The sequence below is a fragment of the Kitasatospora sp. NPDC096077 genome, assembly GCF_040303245.1.
Taxonomy (GTDB): Bacteria; Actinomycetota; Actinomycetes; order Streptomycetales; family Streptomycetaceae; genus Kitasatospora.
In genome coordinates this window covers 11,757-31,145 of sequence record NZ_JBEOSV010000071.1, presented here as the reverse complement: position 1 = coordinate 31,145, position 19,389 = coordinate 11,757, and the positions used below count along the sequence as shown (strand labels likewise).

The following is a 19,389-nucleotide window of genomic DNA, read 5'->3' as shown; positions in this document are numbered from 1 at the left end:
CGCGTTGCCGGGCCTCGTCCTCGCCTCGCCGCGCCTCGTCGGGCCGGGCGGCCCGCTCAGCCGGTGATCGGCGGGCGGTAGCCGGTGTCCGGGCCCTGCGGACCGCGCGGACCGGCGTCCGGATCGACCACCTCGCCCTGGACCACCTTGCCGTCCGGGCGGTGGATCCGCAGCTGCTCCTGCAGCCGCATCGCGTCCGCGAACGGATCGGTGCCCGCGCCGGCCGTGCTGCGGATCGCCTTGTCCGCGACCCGGCGGCCGACGGCCCGCCACAGCGCCCGGGTCGGCGGGAACAGCAGGGTCAGGGCGACCAGGTCGGACAGGAAGCCCGGGATGATCAGCAGCAGCCCGGCCAGCACCGTCATGCTGGTGCCGGTCTGCGGCTGCTCGGACTGCGGGTTCTTGCTCTGCTCGATCGCCGCCGACAGCGCCTTCAGGCCCGCCCGCTTGATCAGCGAGCCTCCGATCAGGCCGCCGGCGACGAGCAGCAGCAGGACGGCGAAGCCGCCCAGCCACGAGCCCACCAGGACCAGCAGCCAGATCTCCAGCACCAGCCAGGCGGTGATCAGCAGCGGCAGCACCCGGCGCAGCCTGCTACGCGGGGCCGGACGGGTCGGGGTAGCTTGCTGGGTCACGGTACGAATCCACTCCAGGCGGTGCTCTGCGCGCCGCACGGAAGGTCCGGGCCGGCTACGGCACCACCTGGTCCAACGATTCCCCGGCGGCCGGTGTTCCGTCCACGGCCTTCCGGCGACGGCCGACCAGCACGGCCGCGGCGCAGGCCAGCAGGCCGCCGATCGCCAGCGTCCACTCCGGAACGGCGCCGATCCGGTCGGCCACCGTGGTGCCGTCGCGCAGCGGGACGGTGGCCGACAGCTCGGCCGGGGTCAGCTCCGCGGTGCGCTGCTCGACGGTGCCGTCCGGGGCGATCACCGCGCTGATCCCGCTGGTGGCGGCGATCAGCACGGCCCGGCCGTGCTCGACGGCGCGCAGCCGGCTCATCGCGAGCTGCTGCTCGGGCTGGCCGGTCTTCGCGTAGGTCGCGTTGTTGGTCTGCACCACCAGCACCCGGGCGCCGCTGTCCACGGTGTCCCGGACGATCTCGTCGTAGGCCACCTCGAAGCAGATCACGTCGCCGATCCTGGCCGGACCGAGCTGCATCACGCCGTTGTGGTCGCCGGGGTAGAAGTCGCGGGCGACCCGCTGGAGGCGGGTGATCACCTTCATCAGCTGGGCGCGGAACGGCACGTACTCGCCGAACGGAACGGGGTGCTGCTTGGTGTAGGAGGCGCCGGGGCCGGTGACCGGGTCCCAGACGATGCCCTCGTTCTGGACGTGCTGGGCGTCCGGGCCGTCCACCAGGGTGCCGACCAGGGTGGGCACGCCGACGGCCTTGACCGCCTCGTCGATCCGCTGGCGGGCCAGCGGGTCGCTGAACGGGTCGAGGTCGGAGGAGTTCTCCGGCCAGATCACCACGTCGGGCTTCGGCACCTTGCCGGCCTGGACGTCGGCGGCGAGGCGCTCGGTGGCCGAGGCGTGGTTGTTGAGCACCATCATCGGGCGGCCGAGGAAGTCCATCCCCGGGTTGGGCACGTTGCCCTGGACGATGGCGACCTTCACGGTGTCGGCCGCGGCGGTCGGCACCGGGACGAGGTAGCCGGCCAGCAGGGCGGCCACCGCGCCGAGCGCCGCCAACGCGGCCGCCTTCGGCGCCCGGCCCGGTCCGCGCAGGCGCAGCGCCGCCCAGGCGAGCAGGGTGCCGGAGAACGCGACGGCGAAGGTCACCAGCGGCGCGCCGCCGAGCGCGGCCAGCGGGGTGTACGGGGTCGCGGTGTTGGCGAAGGCCAGTCGGCCCCAGGGGAAGCCGCCGAGCGGCAGCCGGTCGCGCGCCCACTCCTGGGTGACCCACAGCGCGGCCGCCCAGAGCGCCCAGCCGGGCAGCCGGGAGGTGAGCGCCAGCGCGCCGCCGAGCAGGGCCAGGAACAGCGCCTCGATGACCGACAGGCCGACCGTGGCGTCCCAGCCGACCACCCGCAGCCAGCTGAGCAGCATCAGGAAGAACGGGAAGCCGAAGGCGAAGCCCGTCCAGGCGCCCTGGCGGAAGGTGCGGCCCCGGGTGAGCAGCGACAGCGCGGCGACGCCGAGCAGCGACAACGGCCACAGGTCGTACGGCGGGAAGGCGAGCGCGAGCAGCAGGCCGGCCAGCGCGGCGAGGCCGGTGCGCGGCAGCCCGGCGCGGACCTTGGCGAGTACGCGGGCGACGAGGCCGGGTTTCGGGGCCGGTTCCGGCTGCTCGGGAGCGGTCCCGGACCGCTCCTGGGTGACGGGCATGGCCACCGGCGCACCATCTTCCTGGGGCTTGCTGTTCGGACGCTGTGCGAAGAAGGTACCCCGGAAGGTCGGAATCGCGTGAGGTCAGGGTGCTGGGGCCGGCCCGTCAGCGCTCCGCGTAGTGGAACCGCGCCAGCGGCCAGTGGTCGGTGAGCCAGTCGTGGACGGCCCGGTGGAGCGGGGCGTCGAGTTCGGCGCGGTCGGCGCGGACCCAGGAGCTGACCGAGACCGTGGCCGGGTCCTCCCGGTCCGGGTAGACGTAGACGCAGCCGATCACCTCGTCGCGGTCCGGCTCCAGGACGGTGTAGGTGAAGCCCCGGCGGGCCTCGAAGTCGGCGGCGTGCCGGCGCAGGTCGGCGAGGTTCTCCTCGGCGGACATGCCGTCGGCGGGCGGCCAGCCGCGGCCGGCCCAGCCGGGAGTGGCGCGGATGTGCTCCACGCTGCCCGTCCAGGCGGCGTGGTCGGAGGCGTTGTGCCGCTCGCCCAGGGGCTCCAGGCGGAACCCCGGGGCGAGCAGCTCGCGCGGGACGGTGAAGTCGGCGGGTACCAGTGCGGTCATGGCGGTCAACCTACGGCGCCGCGGCCCGCCGGCTCACCCGGTTTTACCGCTGGTGGACGGTGCGGCCGCGGACCACCGTGCGCAGGCAGACCGGCAGTTCGCGGCCCGGGGTGAGGTCGGGCAGGCCCGGGGTGCCGGAGCGCGGGTCGGTGGACCAGCCGGCCACCCGGGAGTCGGGCGCCTGGACGACGAGCTCCTCGGCGGCCCAGATCGCGTAGTTGGCGATCGCGCCGGGCACCAGCACGCCGTCGTGGTCGCGGCCGATCGCGCGCCAGCCGCCGCGGGTGTGGGCGGTGAAGGCGGCGCGGACCGAGATCCGGTGCTCCAGCGTCCGGTGGAAGGCCGCGGCGCGCACGGTGCCCCAGGGGTCGAGCGGGGTGACCGGGGCGTCCGAGCCGAAGGCCAGCGGGACGCCGGCCCGCAGCAGCGCGGCGTACGGGTTGAGGCCGGCGGCACGCTCGGCGCCCAGGCGCTGCACGTACATGCCGTCCGGGCCGCCCCAGGCGGCGTCGAAGGCGGGCTGCACGGAGGCGGTCAGGCCGAGCTCGGCGAAGGCGGCGATGGCCTTGTCGTCCATCGCCTCGGCGTGCTCCACCCGGTGGCGCAGCGCCCTGACCCGGTCGGCGCCGACCCGCTCGCCGGCCGCCCGGACGCCCTCGACGACGGCGCTGACGGCCGCGTCGCCGATGGCGTGGAAGCCGGCCTGCAGCCCGGCCTCGGTGCAGGCGGCGACGTGGTCGGCGACCTGTTCGGCGGTCAGGTAGGCGGTGCCGGTGTGCTCGGCGTCCATGTAGGGGGCGTGCAGGCAGGCGGTGTGCGAGCCCAGCGCGCCGTCCACGAAGAGGTCGCCGCCGACGCCGGTCGCGCCGATCCGTCGGGCCGTCTCCACGCCGCCCAACTCGCCCCAGTAGCCGATGACTTCGGGGCCCTCGCCGTCAGCGGCCAGGGCCAGCAGGGCGGCCAGGTCCTGCTCCGAGGAGATCTCCGGGCCGGCGCACTCGTGCAGGGCGCCGATGCCGAGTTCGGCGGCCCGGGCCAGGGTGGCGCGCTGGGCGCGGCGGCGCTGCTCGGGGGTGAGGCGGGCCAGCGCGGTCTGCCGGACGGCGTGGTGGGCGTCCTTGGTGAGCGGGCCGTCCGCGTCGAAGCCGGGCCGCTCGGCGAGGCTCTCGGTGAGGGTGCGCAGCGCGGTGGTGGCGAGCGCGGAGTGCACGTCGGTGCGGGAGAGGTAGAGCGCGGCGCCGCGGGCGGCGTCGTCCAGTTCGGCGCGCGTGGGCGGGCGGCCCTCGGGCCAGCCGGTCTCGTCCCAGCCGTGGCCGATCAGCACGCCGCCGGGCTCGGGCCGCGCCTCGACGAAGGCGGTGACGGCGGCCAGGGTGGCGGCCAGCGAGGGGCTGCCGGTGAGGTCGAGGCCGGTGAGCGCCAGTCCGGTGGCGGTGGCGTGCACATGGGCGTCGACGAAGGCGGGGGTGACCAGGGCGCCGTCCAGCTCGACGATCTCGTCGGCGGTCGCGGCGTAGGCCTCGGCGGCGCCGTCGCTGCCGACCCAGGCGATGTGCCCGCCCTCCACGAGCATCGCGGTGGCGAAGGGGTCGGCGGGGCTGTAGACGGCGCCGCCGCGCAGCAGGACGGTCCGGGAGGTGCTTTCGGTCATGCGGCTAAGTCTGCACCTCACCGGGTCCGACTCAGAGCTTCGGGGGTCGGGCCTCGTAGGGAGTGGAGAGCACCACGGTGGTGCGGGTGGAGACTCCGGCGGCGCTGCGGATGCGGGCGAGCAGGTCCTCCAGGTCGCCGGGGGCACCGACGCGCACTTTGAGGATGTAGTTCTCGTCGCCGGCGACGCTGTGACAGGCCTCGATCTCGGGCAGCCCGGCCAGTCGCTCCGGGGTGTCGTCCGGGGCGCTGGGGTCGAAGGGCTTGACCGAGATGAACGCGGTCAGCGCCAGGTCGACGGCGTCGGGGTCGATGATCGCGGTGTAGCCGCGGATCACCCCGCGCTGTTCCAGGCGGCGCACCCGTTGGTGCACCGCCGAGGTGGACAGGCCGGTGGCCTTGCCCAGGTCCGTGTAGCTCATCCGGCCGTCTTCCAGAAGCAGCTGGACGATGCGTTGGTCGAGATCCTCCACAGTGCGCAAACCTACCCGGTCGGGAGCACGGGGGGCGCACGCGGTGGCACGCGGTGGGATTGCAGGTGTCAGAAGGGCAAGTGCCGGGTGAATGTGGCGGGCGGTGTGGCCAAGGACACACCCGGTGCATCGCGGTGCACAACTCCGCAGGGTTATGAGCGCGAATGGCAGGGAAGTGCTGGTTGTGGCCCCAGAGCGACCACGCCGGGCCCGATCCTAGGGGGATCCTCATGCCTGCTACTGACCAGCGCGTGCTGGCCGCCGACGAGACCGACGAACTGACCGGCCGCGACGACCTCGCGGTCGACCACGTGCCGGGCGTCGACCCCGGCGAGGCCGAGTACTGGGACATCTTCCGAGTCCACTGCCCCGAGTGCCGTCGTCCGATCGCCCTGGTGGCGGACGAGGAGCGGCTGCCGCAGCACGCCCTGCTGCCCACCGCCTGGGACCCCTTCGCCCCCGCGATCTGCCCGGGTTCGGGCATCCCGACCGACGACCTGGCCGAGGTGGAGGCCCCGGAGGACGCCGAACCGACCGGGTTCGCCGCGCTGTTGCTCAAGCTGCCGAGCGGACTCGACTGGCGCACCCAGCCGTTCTCGCACGCGCTGGTGCACCGGCCGCTGCGCGACGCGGCGGCCGCCGTCGCCGCGGCCGTGCCGCTGGCCACCATCCCGGAGCAGCGCCGGCGGCTCGCTCGGCGCTGACTGCCGCCGGGCGTCGGCGAGTTGACGCAGCGTCGGACGACATGGAATCGCCCCCGGCCGTCACTCCGCACCCTGGAGTGACGGCCGGGGGCCGTTTCGGGGAGGGCCGCTCGGCCCTCGGCCTTTGGATCGGGCCTCGGTTCGGGCCTCGGTCCGGCCCTCGCTCCGGCCCTTGGTTCAGCCCTTGGTGAGGTGGCGGCCGATCACCAGGCGCTGGATCTGGTTGGTGCCCTCGACGATCTGCAGCACCTTGGCCTCGCGCATGTAGCGCTCGGCCGGGAAGTCCTGGGTGTAGCCGTAGCCGCCGAGCACCTGCACGGCGTCGGTGGTCACCCGCATCACCGTGTCGGTGCAGAACAGCTTGGCCATCGCCGCCTCCTTGGAGAACGGCCGGCCCGCGTCCCGCAGCCGGGCCGCGGTGAGGTACAGCGAGCGCCCGGCCTCTATCTGGGTGGCCATGTCGGCCAGCATGAAGGACAGGCCCTGGAACTCGGCGATCGGGCGGCCGAACTGGCGGCGGGTGCGGGCGTAGTCGACCGCGAGGTCGAGCGCGGCCTGGGCGACGCCGATCGCGCAGGCGGCGATGCCGAGGCGGCCGGAGTCCAGCGCGGCGAGCGCGATCTGGAAGCCCTGACCCTCCTCGCCGATCAGCCGCTCGGCGGGCACCCGGGCGCCGTCGAAGTGCAGTTGGGCGGTCGGCGAGGAGCGCATGCCCATCTTGTGCTCCGGCGGCGCGGCCGACAGGCCCTGCTGGGTGCCGGGGACGAGCAGGCAGCTGATGCCCTTGGGGCCGTCCACACCGGTGCGCACCAGGGCGCTGTAGAAGTCGGCCTGGCCGCCGTGGGTGATCCACGCCTTGGTGCCGTTGACCACGTACTCGCCGCCGTCGAGGTCGGCGCGGGTGCGCAGGGCCGCCGCGTCCGAGCCGGACTGCGGCTCGGAGAGGCAGTAGGCGCCGAGCTGGTCGCCGGAGAGCATCCCGGGCAGCCACTGCTCGCGCTGCTCGTCACTGCCGAAGGTGGCCAGCGCATGGCAGGACAGGGTGTGCACGCTGACGCCGAGGCCGACGGCCAGCCAGCCGGCCGCGAGCTCCTCCAGGACCTGGAGGTAGACCTCGTAGGGCTGCGCGCCGCCGCCGTACCGCTCGTCGTACGGGAGGGAGAGCAGGCCGGCCTCGCCGAGGGTGCGGAAGACCTCCCGGGGGAAGCGGCCCGCGGCCTCGTCCTCCGCCGCGCGCGGCTGGAGCTCGCGCTGGACCAGGTCGCGGGTGAGGCTCAGCAGCTCGCGGGCCTCCTCGCTGGGCAGCTGGCGCTCCACGGCTTTCACGGGGGAGGGGGTCATGGCGAGGGTCGCCTCCAAGATCGGGCGCCGGCCCGGGGTGGCGGGTGGTCCGGCGCAGGTGTGGCAGGTCGGCCCGACCGGCACCGGGTTGCGGTGAACGGCCGTTCACAGGCGTGGCGAAGGCGAGTATGCCCGAAACCCGCGCTGCCGTCACGACCTGCACCGATGAACTGGACGCAGTGGTGGGCTACGGCACCGTAGGGTTGACGTTGTGGCTGCATCCGGAACCGCCTCCTCCCCCCGTCCGCCCGCTCCCGCCGGGCCGCTGACCGGGCGCGACGCCGTCGACGCCGTCCGTGTCGTCGACCCGCTGGCCGCGCTGGCCGGGGAACTGCGCGCGCTGCCGCCGTCCTGCGGACCGGTGCGACTGGTCGCGGTGGACGGGCACGCGGGCTCCGGCAAGACCACCTTCGCCGGGCGGCTGGCGGCGGCCCTCGGCGGGGCGCCGGTGGTCCACCTCGACGACCTGGCCACCCATGACGAGCTCTTCGGCTGGACCGGCCGGCTGCGCGAACAGGTGCTGGAGCCACTGGCGGCCGGCCGGGACGCCGACCACCGGGTGTACGACTGGACGCTGCGCCGCTTCGCGGGCACCGCCCGGGTGCCGCTCGCCCCGGTGGTGCTGGTGGAAGGAGTCGGGGCCGGGCGCCGGGAGGTGCGGCCGTGGCTGGCCCGGGTGATCTGGATGGAGCTGGAGGCCGCCGCGGCCCGGCGCCGGGGCGAGCAGCGGGACGGACCGGAACTCGCCGGATTCTGGGCGGGTTGGGCCCGCGCGGAGGCGGCGCACTTCGCCGCCGACCCGAGCCGCCCGTACGCCGCGACGCGGGTCGACGGGGTGACCGGACGGATCCTGACGGGCACCGTCGGTGAGCCTTCGATCAGGCCCTTGACCTGCGACATCACCAGGATCTAGGTTCTCCTCAGCCGCCGGAACCCACCGTTCCGGCCGCCTCGGACCCGGCGCCCCCGGCTTGTTCCCCCGTGAGCCGGGGGCGCCGTCCGGTCCCCCCGACTGCCCGTCGGTCAGCGGTGTTTCGGCCATTTCCCTGCTCAACCACCGTGTGCGCGATCGCATTTGACCCCGTTCGGCACCCTTCCGGATCAGCCTCGCGCCGGTACGATTCCCGGTAGGCGCATATGCGCCCCGGGGGCTCGACGACCACCGGCCCGGCTGCGCACAGGCGATCCGCCGGCCGAGCCCCGGGCCACACCGCGGGGGGCGTGAGTGACGACGGTGGACAGTTCCGACAGCACGGCGGGCGGCCCGGACCGGCTCGCCGACCGGGCCTGGCTGCGGGCCATGGACGCCTACACGGCGGGTGCCTACACCCGGGCCGAGGAGGAGTTCCGGGCGGCCGTCCGGCTGGACCCGGGCATGGCCGACGCCTGGCTCGGACTGCACGCGCTGCGCAGCGACACCTCGGCGGCACTGCTGGCCATGTACCGCAACCAGAACCGCTTCGGCGAGCAGCGGCGGCTGCACCGGCGCCCGCTCAGTTCCTGGTACTGGCTGGGCTGGTGGGTGCAGCCGGTGCTGGAGGACGTCCGCGACCTCGCGTTGGCGCACGCCTCGCACTGGCTGGACGGCCGCCACCTGACCGAGCTGGACCGGGCGTTGGAGCAGTGCCCGGCGCCGAGCGAGGACCCGTCCGCGCAGTTCCTGTACGCCTGCCGCTCCTATCTGCTCAAGGACTGGGAGCAGTTGATCCGGGACACCGACCGCCTGCTGGACGACCCGCTGCTGGGCATCGAGGCCGGACTGTTCGCCGGGATGGCCCGGGTCCGGCTGGACATGTGCGCCCAGGCGCAGGGGCCGCTGGCCGCCTCGCTGGCGCGCTGCCGCTCCGAGCAGCCCCAGCGCAAGGAGCTGCGCTACTGGCTGGCCCGGGCGTACGAGGGGGCCGGGCGCAGCGCGGCGGCCCTGCCGCTGTACCGCGCGGTGCACCGGGCCGACCCGGCGTTCATGGACACCTCGGCCCGACTGGCGGCGATCTCGGCGGAGGACTCACTCGCGGACGGGCTGCTCGCCGAAGGGCGCTCGGGCGGGCCGGACGGCACGGGGCTGGAGGGCACCGGACTGGACCCGGCCGGACTGGACGGGACCGGGCTGGACCCGGCCGGGCTGGACGTCGCCGGGCCGGGCATCCAGGACGACCCCGGGTACGCCGAAGGCCCGCTCTACGACGCCGGGTTCGGCACCGGCACCGTCCCGGCCGGCGGCCCCTCGGTGGACGCGACACTGGTGGACGGCCCGCTCGCCGGGCCGGCCCAGGAGCCCGGCACCGCACCGGCGGACGGCGCCCCGCAGCCGACCGGCGAGCGCTCCGGCTCGGGCGCCCCGACCGCACCCACCGCCCCGACCGCACCGCTGCCACTGCCCGTGCGCGGCGAGGCCCAGCCCCGCGCCGTCGCCCTTCCGGCGCCCCGCCCGGTGGCCAGCGAACGGGAGTTGGACGCCGCCCTGGCCGAACTCTCGCTGATGGTGGGACTGGAACCGGTCAAGCGCCAAGTGCGGGCACTGTCGGCCCAGTTGAGGATGTCCCGGCTGCGGGCCGAGCAGGGCCTGCCGGTCCAGCCGCCGAAGCGGCACTTCGTCTTCTCCGGCCCCTCCGGCACCGGCAAGACCACCGTGGCCCGGATCCTCGGCCGGGTCTTCCACGCCCTCAGCCTGCTCTCCGGCGACCATCTGGTGGAGGCCCAACGCGCCGACCTGGTGGGCGAGTTCCTCGGCCAGACCGCGGTCAAGGCGAACGAGCTGATCGACTCCGCGCTGGACGGCGTGCTGTTCATCGACGAGGCGTACAGCCTCTCCAACTCCGGCTACACCAAGGGCGACGCGTACGGCGACGAGGCGCTCCAGGTGCTGCTCAAGCGGGCCGAGGACAACCGGGACCGGCTGGTGGTGATCCTGGCCGGCTACCCCGAGGGGATGAACCGGCTGCTCGCCACCAACCCCGGCCTCAACTCCCGCTTCACCACCCGGGTCGACTTCCCCAGCTACCGGCCGAACGAGCTGACCGCGATCGGTGCGGCGCTGGCCGGCCGGGACGGCGACGGCTGGGACGAGGACGCCGCCGAGGAGCTGGCCAGCATCTGCGTCCACGTGGTGCGCGAGGGCTGGATCGACGAACTGGGCAACGGCCGGTTCATCCGCACCCTGTACGAGAAGTCCTGCGCCTACCGGGACCTGCGGCTGTCGCTGCTGCGCGAGCCGCCCGGCCGGGAGGACCTGGCCACCCTGCGGCTGCCGGACCTGGTGCAGGCGTACGGGGAGCTGATCGACGGCCGGGGCTGAGGCCCACGGCGCAGGCGGAGGGACGGGGCCGGGGGGACGGAGCCGGGCCGCGGGGCCGAGGCCCACGGCCCGCCCGCCCCGGTCAGCCGTCCAGCAGCCGCGCCTCGCGCTCGGGGTCGAGCCCGACGGCCGGCCGGTCGGCGCGCTGCGGGGCCTCGCCGCCGATCGACCGCAGCCAGGCCCAGGTGTCCGCGACGGTCTCGGTGACCGGGCGGCAGCGCAGCCCGGCCCCGACGGCGCGGGCCACCGAGGCGCCGTGCAGGAAGTCGTACAGCTCGCCGGGCGGCAGCCAGACCGGCAGCTCCGTCCAGGGCTGCACGCCCGCCGCCAGGATCCGCTCCGGCTCGGTCCAGCGCAGCTCGGCGTCCGAGCCGGTGGTCCGGACGCAGGCCTCCAGCAGCCCGCCCATGGTGGTGTGGCCGGCCGGGCTGACCACGTTGTACGGGCCGCCCAGCCGGGCCGTCACCGCGTCCAGGGTCCACTGCGCGAGGTCACGGACGTCGATGTACTGCAGCGCCGTGCCGCGCGGGCCGGGGGCGAGCACCGGGCCGCCCCGGGCGATCCGGTTCAGCCACCAGGGCAGCCGGCCGATGTCCTCGTGCGGGCCGAGGATCAGCCCGGCCCGGACCAGCAGGGCGCTTCCGCCGAACTCCGCCTCCAGGGCCAGTTCGGCGCCGCGCTTGGTCTCGGCGTAGGGCACCTCGCCGGTGAGGTCCGGGGAGGAGGCCACCACCGGGGCGGTCTCGTCCGCCCCGGCGCGCAGCGGGTGGTCGTAGACCGAGCGGCTGGAGACGTACGCGTAGTGGCCGATCCGGCCGTGGAGCAGCCGGGCGCTGTCGCGCACCGCCGCCGGGGCCCAGGACCAGGTGTCCACCACCGCGTCCCACTCCCCCGCGCCGAGCGCCGCGAGGCCGTCCTCGGCGGTGCGGTCCCCGCGCAGCACCCGCACGCCCTCGGGCGCGGGCTGCGTGCCGCGGTTGAGGGCGGTCACCTCCCAGCCCCTGGCCAGCGCCTGCTCGGCGACGGCGCGTCCGACGAACTTGGTCCCACCCAGCAGCAGAAGTCTCATGCCGACCACCCTGCTCCGAGGGTGGCCGGCATGGGAACCGTTGAACGCTCTGGGCGGAATCGCCGCCGGCAGACACGCTGTCAGCGAACCGGGGTCCGTCGGACCGTCGCTCAGGTCGTGGTGCGGTGGTCCGGGTCGTGCATCTCGCCGACCAGTTCCTCCAGCACGTCCTCCAGCATGACCACGCCGGTGGTCCGGCCGTCCTGGTCCAGCACGGCGGCCAGGTGGCAGGTGGCCCGGCGCATCGCGCCGAGGGCGTCGTCCAGCGGGAGGCTGCCGCGCAGCACCGTCATCGGCCGCCACAGCCGGGCCGGGACGGGCTCCGACGGGTCCTCCACGTCGAGGATGTCCTTGAGGTGGAGGTAACCCAGGTAGCCGTGGCCGGCCGGGTCGCCGTCGGTGACCGGGAAGCGCGAGAAGCCGGTGCGCAGGGCGAGCTCCTCGACCTCGGCGGCGGTCGCCTTCGGGTCGACGGTGACCAGCTGCTCGGGCCGCAGCAGCACGTCGGTGACCGGGCGGCGGCCCAGCTCCAGGGCGTCCTCCAGGCGTTCCTGGCGGTCCTCGTCGAGCAGACCGGCGTCCCGGGAGTCGACCAGCAGGTACATCAGCTGCTCGGTGGTGAAGACCGACTCGACCTCGTCCTTGGCCTCGACCCGGAACAGCCGGAGCACGCCGTTGGCGGCGGCGTTCAGCAGCCGGATCACCGGGGCGAGCCAGCGGGCCAGCCGGTCCAGCGGCGGGCCGAGCCAGAGCGCGGCCCGCTCCGGGCCGGCCATGGCCATGTTCTTCGGCACCATCTCGCCGATCACCATGTGCAGGAAGACCACGAGGGCCAGCGAGATCCCGTACGAGAGCGGGTGCATCAGCGCGGACGGGACACCGATCGCGTGGAACGGGCCCTCCAGCAGCGAGGCGATGGTCGGCTCGGCGAGCGCACCGAGGCCCAGCGAGCAGACGGTGATGCCGAGTTGGGCGGCGGCCAGCATCGCGGAGACGTTGGACAGCGCGTGCAGCACGGTGCGGGCGCGCTTGTGCCCGGCCTCGGCGAGCGGCTCGATCTGGCTGCGGCGCACCGAGACGACGGCGAACTCGGCGCCGACGAAGAAGGCGTTGCCGAGCAGGAGCAGCACGGCGACGGCTAGTTGGAGCATGGTCATCGGACCTTCTCCCCGCCCTCGCCGAACAGGCCGGGCGCGCTGGTGCGCTCCACCCGGACCTGACTGGTGCGGTGCCGGTCGACGCCGGTCACGGTGAACCGCCAACCGGGCAGTTCGGCCTGCTCGCCCACTTCGGGCAGCTTGCCGAGCAGGTCGGAGACCAGGCCGGCCAGGGTCTCGTACGGACCGTCCGGGGCGTTCAGGCCGATCGTCTCCAGCTGGTCGAGCCGGGCCCGGCCGTCGGCCTCCCAGACCGGCAGGCCGTCGACGGGCGGCAGCGCGAGCAGGTCGGGGTGGTCGGCCGGGTCGTGCTCGTCCTGCACCTCGCCGACGATCTCCTCGACGATGTCCTCGACGGTGACGACACCGGCGGTGCCGCCGTACTCGTCGACCACGATGGCCATCGGTTGGAGCCGGCGCAGCTGGTCGAGCAGCCGCTCGGCGGGCAGGGTCTCGGGCACCAGCAGCGGCGGCGAGGCCAGCTCGGAGACCCGGACCAGGCCGCGGCGGGCGGCCGGGACGGCGAGCGCGTCCTTGAGCGTCACGATGCCGGTGACCTCGTCCACGGTGTCGGCGTAGACCGGGAAGCGGGACAGGCCGGTGGCCCGGGTCAGGTTGACGACGTCGGAGGCGGTGGCGTCGCGCTGGAGCGCGGCGACGTCGATCCGCGGGGTCATCACCGACTCGGCGGTGAGGTCGCCGAGGCCGAGGGTGCGGACGAACAGGGTCGCCGACTCCTCGTCTATCGCGCCGGCCCTGGCCGAGTGCCGGGCCAGCGAGACCAGCTCGGCGGGGGTGCGGGCGTGGTCCAGCTCCTCCTGCGGCTCGATGCCGAAGGCCCGGACCGTCCGGTCGGCCGCGCCGTTCAGGAAGCTGATCAGCGGGCGGCAGACGAAGGAGAAGGCCATGTGCGGGGCGGCGACCGCGCGGGCCACCTGGAGCGGGCGGGAGATCGCCCAGTTCTTCGGGACCAGCTCGCCGATCACCATCTGGACGACGGTGGCCAGCACCATGCCGACCACCACGGCGACGCCGCGGGCGGCCGAGTCGGGCACCCCGAGGCCCGACATCACGGGCTGGAGCAGGGTCGACAGGGCCGGCTCGGCGAGCATGCCGACCACCAGTGAGGTGACGGTGATGCCCAGCTGGGCGCCGGAGAGTTCGAAGGAGAGGTGGCGCAGGGCCCGGGAGACCCGGGCGGACTTGGCGTCGCCGGTCTTGGCGGAACGTTCCACCTCGCCGCGGTCGGCGGTCACGAAGGCGAACTCGGCGGCCACGAAGAGGCCGTTCGCGAGGATCAGGAGCAGGGCCGCGAGCAACAGCAGCCAGGCGGTGATCACAGTGCCGCCTGCCTTCCGGGGGCCGGAAGCGAGACGGCGTAGGTACTACCGGACGGATCGTCCATCGAGGGGGAGAGTCACTCCTCAGGTCGGCTCGGACCGGGCTGGTCCGGGTCGGTCGGTTCGGTTCGGGTCGTGCTGGGGCGGAGCCGAAGTTTTGCCCCGCTTTTACCAGCGTAGACCATATCGGCGCGACCGTAGCAGGCGTGTTCGGACCCGCCGGGCCTCCGAATCGTAGGTCGGGGTCCGGTTGCCGGGCCGTTGGGCGGGCCCGCGGCCGGGCCGTCGGCCGTCTCTGCGGCCGGGCCCGTGGCCGTCGCTGCGGCCGGACCCGTGGCCGTCGCTGCGACCGTCAGACCTGGGTGTGGTGCTCGACCAGGTCGCGCAGCGCGCGGGCGTCCGCGATCGCCTGGTCCTTGCCGACACCGGACTGGATGCCCACCACGGCCAGCGAGGTGCCGTCCGCGAGGTCCAGGGAGGCCCACGGGTCGCCCTGGCGGAAGTTGACCCGGACGATCTCGGCCCAGGCCAGTCGACGGCTGCGGACGAAGTTGACCACCGTCACACCCTCCGCGTCGGCGCGCACCCGCGGGCGGGCCAGCATCAGGCCCACGCAGGCGAACAGCACACCGCTGGCGATCATCATGATCCGGTCGTTGAGCTGCCAGTTCTCCGGGAGCAGCACGGCCAGCACGACGAACAGCACCACCAGCACGGCGCAGACCGGCAGCAGCACCACGCGGGTGCGGCGGGGCGCCCAGGTGACGGGGAACTCGACGGGCGGCGTGGACACGTGGGGTCTCCGATGGGTCTGGATCGCGACGACGGGTCCGGGTCGCGACGGTGGATCCGGGCCGCGACGGTCGTTCCGGGTCGCGACAGCACGAGGGCGGGGACGCCCGGTGGCGCCCCCGCCCTATTGAACCGTTCTTTACTCTCGGACGTGCGAGCAGGTCAGAGGCGGCAGGCGTGGATGTTGGTGACCAGGATCGCCCGGGCGCCGATGCTCCACAGGTCGTCCATGATCTGCTGGGCCTCCTTGCGGAGCACCATCGAGCGGACGGCCACCCAGCCCTCGGTGTGCAGCGGGGAGACGGTCGGCGACTCCAGGCCGGGGGTGAGCGCGACGGCGGCGCTGACCTTCTCCGCGCGGATGTCGTAGTCCATCAGCACGTAGCGGCGGGCCACCAGCACGCCCTGCAGACGACGCAGGAACTGCTCGACCCGCGCGTCCTCGCCGGCGCCCTTGGGGCGGATCACCACGGAGTCCGAGACCAGGATCGGCTCGCCGAAGACCTCCAGGCCGGCGTTGCGCAGGCTGGTGCCGGTCTCCACCACGTCGGCGATCACGTCGGCGACGCCCAGCTGCACCGCGGTCTCCACCGCGCCGTCCAGCTTGGTGACCGTCGCGCTCACGCCGTGGTCGGCCAGGTGCTGCTCGACCAGCCCGGTGTAGGAGGTCGCGATCCGCAGGCCCTCCAGGCCCTGCACGTCCTTGACGTCCACGCCCTCGGGGCGGGCGAAGCGGAAGGTCGACCCGGCGAAGCCGAGGGCGAGCACCTCCTCCGCGTTGGAGTGCGAGTCCAGCAGCAGGTCGCGGCCGGTGATGCCGACGTCCAGGCGGCCGGAGCCGACGTAGACGGCGATGTCGCGCGGGCGGAGGAAGAAGAACTCGACCTCGTTGGCCGGGTCGACGAGCACGAGCTCCTTGGGGTCCTTGCGCTGGCGGTAGCCGGCCTCATGGAGCATCTCCGCCGCGGGACCCGAGAGCGAACCCTTGTTGGGGACGGCGATGCGCAGCATGGGAGGTTGCTTCCTTACCTGTTGGACCTGCGGGACCTGTTGGACCTGCGGAAGGGGGGTGGTGTCTGGGGGTTCTAGAGGTACTTGTAGACGTCGTCGAGCGTCAGTCCGCGGGCGATCATCATCACCTGAACGTGGTAGAGGAGCTGCGAGACCTCCTCCGCCGTCTGCTCGTCCGACTGGAACTCGGCGGCCATCCAGACCTCGGCGGCCTCCTCGACGACCTTCTTGCCGATCGCATGGACGCCCTGCTGGACGAGCTGCGCGGTACGGGAGGACGAGGGGTCGCCGGTGGCGGCCTTCTGCTGGAGCTCGGCGAAGAGCTCCTCGAATGTCTTCGAAGCCATGATGGGACTCACCATACGGCGTGCGGGCGGACGGGCGGTAAACGGTCCCGGACCGTGGACGGTCGGGTGGACCGCCCCGGGCCCGGACCGTACGGACTCTCCCGTCAGCGGGCGTCGCGCAGCGTCACCGCGGTGGCGACGGCGGCGGTGACGGCCTCGTGGCCCTTGTCCTCGGCGGAGCCCGGCAGACCGGCGCGGTCGAGCGCCTGCTCCTCGTTGTCGCAGGTCAGCACGCCGAAGCCGACCGGGACGCCGGTGTCCACGCTGACCTGGGTGAGGCCGGCGGTGGCCGCCTGGCAGACGTAGTCGAAGTGCGGGGTGCCGCCGCGGATGACCACGCCGAGGGCGATCACCGCGTCGTAGCCGCGGTCGGCCAGGCGCTTGGCGGCGACCGGCAGCTCGAAGGTGCCGGGGACGCGCAGCACGGTCGGTTCGGCGACGCCCAGCTCCTTCAGCGCGCGGTGGGCGCCGTCCAGCAGGCCGTTCATCACCTGGTCGTGCCACTGGGCGGCGATGACCGCGACCTTGAGGTCGGCGGCGCCGTCGATGGTCAGCTCGGGGGCTCCGTGGCCGCTCATGTTCTCCTACTTCCTGCTGTGGTGGGTGGGGCGGGTCAGGAGCCGAGACCGGGCAGGTCGTGGCCCATCCGGTCGCGCTTCGTGCGCAGGTAGCGCAGGTTGTGCTCGCCGGGCGCGATCTCGACCGCCTCGCGCCCCTTGACCTTGAGGCCGTGCTCGGTGAGCGCGGTCAGCTTCTGCGGGTTGTTGGTCAGCAGGGTGAGCGAGCGGACGCCGAGGTCCACCAGCATCTGCGCGGCGATGCTGTAGTCGCGGGCGTCGGCGGGCAGCCCGAGGTCCAGGTTGGCGTCGACGGTGTCGCGGCCCTGCTCCTGGAGCTCGTAGGCGCGCAGCTTGTGGGCCAGGCCGATCCCCCGGCCCTCGTGGCCGCGCAGGTAGAGCACCACGCCCCGGCCGGCCTCGGCGACCCGCCGGAGCGAGGCCTCCAGCTGCGGTCCGCAGTCGCAGCGCAGCGAGCCGAACACGTCCCCGGTCAGGCACTCGGAGTGGACCCGCACCAGCACGTCCTCGCCGTCCGGCAGCCGGCCGTCCGCCCCGAGGCCGCCCGCCACCAGCGCGATGTGCTCGACGCCGTCGATGGTGCCCTGGTAGCCGACGGCGGTGAACTCGCCGTGCACGGTGGGCAGGGCGGTGACGGCGGCCCGGTCGACGTGCAGTTCGGTGCGGCGGCGGTAGGCGATCAGGTCCTCGATGGAGATGACCGCCAGACCGTGCTCCCGGGCGAAGGCGACCAGCTCGGGCAGCCGGGCCATGGTGCCGTCGTCGTTGACCACCTCGGCGATCGCACCGGCCGGCGTCAGTCCGGCGAGCCGGGCCAGGTCGACGGCAGCCTCGGTGTGCCCGGGGCGGACCAGCACCCCGCCCTCGACGGCGCGCAGCGGGAAGACGTGCCCGGGGCGGGTGAGGTCGCCGGGCTCGGTGCCGGGCGAGGAGAGCAGCCGTACGGTGCGGGCGCGGTCGGCGGCGGAGATGCCGGTGTCCACCCCCTCGCGGGCGTCCACCGAGACGGTGTACGCGGTGCCCTTGCGGTCCTCGTTGACCTGGGTCATCGGCGGCAGCTTGAGCCGGTCCAGCTCCTCGCCGGTCATCGGGGCGCAGATCACGCCGGAGCTGTAGCGGATGGTGAAGGCCATCAGCTCCGGGGTGGCGGCGGAGGCGGCGAAGACGATGTCGCCCTCGTTCTCGCGGTCCTCGTCGTCGACCACGATCACCGCGCGGCCGAGCGCGATGTCGGCGATCGCCCGCTCGACGGGGTCGAGGACCAGCTCGATGTCGGCGGCGGTGGTGTTGGTGGTGGTGGTGGTGTCGGGGTCCGGCGTGGTGCCGGCGGCGGGGGTCTGGTTCTCGGTCATGCCGTGGCTCCCTGCGGGACGTTGGCGGACGTGGCTCGCGGTTCGCGGCTGCTCAGCCACCAGGACCGCAGGCCGAGCAGCACCAGGACGAAGTAGACGGAGTAGGTGAGACCGGAGAAGGTGTAGCCGCTGTTGAAGGCGAACGGGACGCCGACCGCGTCGACCGCTATCCAGGCGAACCAGAACTCCAGCCAGCCGCGCGCCTGGGCGATCATCGCGGCGAGCGTGCCGACGAAGATGTAGGCGTCCGACCACGGGCTCCAGGACAGGCTGGGGTACGCGGTGAACAGCAGCGCCAGGGCGACGGTGCCGACGGCCGTACCCGCCACCAGGGCGACCCGCTCGGGCCAACTGGCGAACCGCACCGCGATGGTGCCGCTGTCGCGGCGGCCGCGCCGCCACTGCGCCCAGCCCCAGGCGGCGGTGACGATGACGATCAGCTGCTTGCCGATCAGACCGGGGACGTGGCCCCCGAGATAGGCGGCGATCAGCACGACGCCGGACAGGAGTTGGACCGGCCAGCTCCACACCGAGCGGCGCCAGCCGAGCGCCAGACCGCCGAAACCGAGCAGGTTGCCGATCATGTCGGCCCATCTCACGTGTTCACCGAGGACGGTGAACGCCTCTCCGCTGAGCCAGCTCATTCGTTCTCCCCCGAGGTGTCACCGACGGCCCGGTCCGGCACGTGCGGCAGGTTGGGCAGGTTGGGCAGCGTGCGCGATTCGAGCAGCCGCTCCACGTACTTGGCGAGCACGTCCACCTCCAGGTTGACGCTCTCGCCGACGGCCTTGGCACCGAGCGTGGTCAGCGCGAGGGTGGCCGGGATGAGGCTGACGGTGAAGCTGTCGCGGGCGGCCTCCACCACGGTGAGGCTGACGCCGTCGACCGTGATCGAGCCCTTCTCCACCAGGTAGCGGGAGATGGACTCCGGCAGCGAGAAGCGCAGCACCTCCCAGCGCAGGTTCCCGTCCTTGTCGCGCTCGCCGGGCTCGCGGCCCAACAGCCGCCCGGTGGCGTCGACATGGCCCTGCACGAGGTGCCCGCCGAGCCGTGCGCCGAGCGCCATCGCGCGCTCCAGGTTGACCCGGGAGCCGGGCTCCAGCTCGCCCAGACTGGAGCGGTGCAGCGTCTCGGCCATCACGTCGGCGCTGAACTCGCCGGTGTCGGCCGCCAGTTGCTCGGAACTGTCGACGACGGTCAGACAGACGCCGTTGACCGCGATGGAGTCACCGTGCCGCGCGCCGACCCGAACGACCGGGCCGCGCAGGCGGATCCGCGAGGAATCGCCGATCTCCTCGATCGACACGACCTCGCCGAGCTCTTCGATGATGCCGGTGAACACCCGGGTCTCCTCGCGCTTGGGGCGCGGACTCCGGGGCGGCAGAGGGAG

The 19,389-nt window shown here is 73.8% G+C and carries 19 protein-coding genes; 3 read left to right on the top strand and 16 right to left on the bottom strand.

The window, feature by feature from the left end; translation table 11 throughout:
* Positions 1-56 precede the first annotated feature (56 nt).
* The 5 genes from fxsA to ABTZ03_RS36705 all read right to left on the bottom strand — a co-directional run bounded on the left by fxsA (position 57) and on the right by ABTZ03_RS36705 (position 5,013).
* Complete coding sequence (gene fxsA, locus ABTZ03_RS36725; protein WP_350517526.1) at positions 57-635, bottom strand: FxsA family membrane protein; 579 nt, start codon at positions 633-635, stop codon at positions 57-59.
* A gap of 55 nt (positions 636-690) precedes the next feature.
* Positions 691-2,331 carry an apolipoprotein N-acyltransferase gene (gene lnt / locus ABTZ03_RS36720; RefSeq protein ID WP_350517525.1) on the bottom strand — a complete coding sequence of 547 codons (1,641 nt, stop codon included), beginning with the start codon at positions 2,329-2,331 and terminating at the stop codon, positions 691-693.
* Positions 2,332-2,437: 106 nt separating this feature from the next.
* Positions 2,438-2,890, bottom strand: a complete 453-nt coding sequence (locus ABTZ03_RS36715) for a GNAT family N-acetyltransferase (RefSeq protein WP_350517524.1) — start codon at positions 2,888-2,890, stop codon at positions 2,438-2,440.
* A 43-nt stretch (positions 2,891-2,933) separates the two neighbouring features.
* On the bottom strand, positions 2,934-4,541 hold the full coding sequence (locus ABTZ03_RS36710) for an amidohydrolase (protein WP_350517523.1): 1,608 nt from the start codon (positions 4,539-4,541) through the stop codon (positions 2,934-2,936).
* A gap of 31 nt (positions 4,542-4,572) precedes the next feature.
* Entirely contained in the window at positions 4,573-5,013 is a 441-nt protein-coding gene (locus ABTZ03_RS36705) for an Lrp/AsnC family transcriptional regulator (protein WP_045694655.1), read from the bottom strand.
* 230 nt (positions 5,014-5,243) lie between these two features.
* Here ABTZ03_RS36705 and ABTZ03_RS36700 point away from each other — a divergent pair, with 230 nt between their 5' ends.
* Positions 5,244-5,717, top strand: a complete 474-nt coding sequence (locus tag ABTZ03_RS36700; RefSeq protein WP_350517522.1) for a hypothetical protein — start codon at positions 5,244-5,246, stop codon at positions 5,715-5,717.
* 177 nt (positions 5,718-5,894) lie between these two features.
* Here ABTZ03_RS36700 and ABTZ03_RS36695 read toward each other — a convergent pair whose 3' ends face one another.
* Positions 5,895-7,058, bottom strand: a complete 1,164-nt coding sequence (locus tag ABTZ03_RS36695; protein WP_350517521.1) for an acyl-CoA dehydrogenase family protein — start codon at positions 7,056-7,058, stop codon at positions 5,895-5,897.
* Between the two features lie 265 nt (positions 7,059-7,323).
* Here ABTZ03_RS36695 and ABTZ03_RS36690 point away from each other — a divergent pair, with 265 nt between their 5' ends.
* Both ABTZ03_RS36690 and ABTZ03_RS36685 read left to right on the top strand, forming a co-directional pair.
* Complete coding sequence (locus tag ABTZ03_RS36690) at positions 7,324-7,971, top strand: uridine kinase family protein (protein ID WP_502894708.1); 648 nt, start codon at positions 7,324-7,326, stop codon at positions 7,969-7,971.
* Positions 7,972-8,358: 387 nt separating this feature from the next.
* Positions 8,359-10,353 carry an AAA family ATPase gene (locus tag ABTZ03_RS36685; RefSeq protein ID WP_350517544.1) on the top strand — a complete coding sequence of 665 codons (1,995 nt, stop codon included), beginning with the start codon at positions 8,359-8,361 and terminating at the stop codon, positions 10,351-10,353.
* A gap of 82 nt (positions 10,354-10,435) precedes the next feature.
* Here the strand turns inward: ABTZ03_RS36685 and ABTZ03_RS36680 are convergent, their stop codons facing one another.
* The 10 genes from ABTZ03_RS36680 to ABTZ03_RS36635 form a co-directional block, all read right to left on the bottom strand.
* Positions 10,436-11,422, bottom strand: coding sequence for an NAD-dependent epimerase/dehydratase family protein (locus ABTZ03_RS36680; protein ID WP_350517520.1), 987 nt, complete (start codon positions 11,420-11,422; stop codon positions 10,436-10,438).
* A gap of 110 nt (positions 11,423-11,532) precedes the next feature.
* Complete coding sequence (locus ABTZ03_RS36675) at positions 11,533-12,579, bottom strand: hemolysin family protein (protein WP_350517519.1); 1,047 nt, start codon at positions 12,577-12,579, stop codon at positions 11,533-11,535.
* The gene (locus ABTZ03_RS36670; RefSeq protein WP_350517518.1) at positions 12,576-13,919 is read right to left on the bottom strand and encodes a hemolysin family protein; all 1,344 of its coding nucleotides are present in this window, start codon (positions 13,917-13,919) and stop codon (positions 12,576-12,578) included. Before ABTZ03_RS36670 ends, ABTZ03_RS36675 begins: the two co-directional genes overlap by 4 nt.
* Positions 13,920-14,271: 352 nt before the next feature.
* Positions 14,272-14,712, bottom strand: coding sequence for a PH domain-containing protein (locus tag ABTZ03_RS36665; protein WP_350517517.1), 441 nt, complete (start codon positions 14,710-14,712; stop codon positions 14,272-14,274).
* Positions 14,713-14,873: 161 nt separating this feature from the next.
* Entirely contained in the window at positions 14,874-15,722 is an 849-nt protein-coding gene (hisG, locus tag ABTZ03_RS36660) for an ATP phosphoribosyltransferase (protein WP_350517516.1), read from the bottom strand.
* 74 nt (positions 15,723-15,796) lie between these two features.
* The gene (locus ABTZ03_RS36655) at positions 15,797-16,069 is read right to left on the bottom strand and encodes a phosphoribosyl-ATP diphosphatase (protein WP_280685086.1); all 273 of its coding nucleotides are present in this window, start codon (positions 16,067-16,069) and stop codon (positions 15,797-15,799) included.
* A gap of 104 nt (positions 16,070-16,173) precedes the next feature.
* Complete coding sequence (ribH, locus tag ABTZ03_RS36650) at positions 16,174-16,647, bottom strand: 6,7-dimethyl-8-ribityllumazine synthase (RefSeq protein ID WP_350517515.1); 474 nt, start codon at positions 16,645-16,647, stop codon at positions 16,174-16,176.
* Between the two features lie 35 nt (positions 16,648-16,682).
* Positions 16,683-17,999, bottom strand: coding sequence for a bifunctional 3,4-dihydroxy-2-butanone-4-phosphate synthase/GTP cyclohydrolase II (locus ABTZ03_RS36645; RefSeq protein WP_350517514.1), 1,317 nt, complete (start codon positions 17,997-17,999; stop codon positions 16,683-16,685).
* Entirely contained in the window at positions 17,996-18,643 is a 648-nt protein-coding gene (locus tag ABTZ03_RS36640; protein ID WP_350517513.1) for a nicotinamide mononucleotide transporter family protein, read from the bottom strand. The genes ABTZ03_RS36645 and ABTZ03_RS36640 overlap by 4 nt, the downstream gene beginning before the upstream one ends.
* A complete protein-coding gene (locus tag ABTZ03_RS36635; protein WP_350517512.1) occupies positions 18,640-19,341 on the bottom strand; it encodes a riboflavin synthase in 702 nt (233 codons plus the stop codon). Before ABTZ03_RS36635 ends, ABTZ03_RS36640 begins: the two co-directional genes overlap by 4 nt.
* Positions 19,342-19,389: the final 48 nt, after the last annotated feature.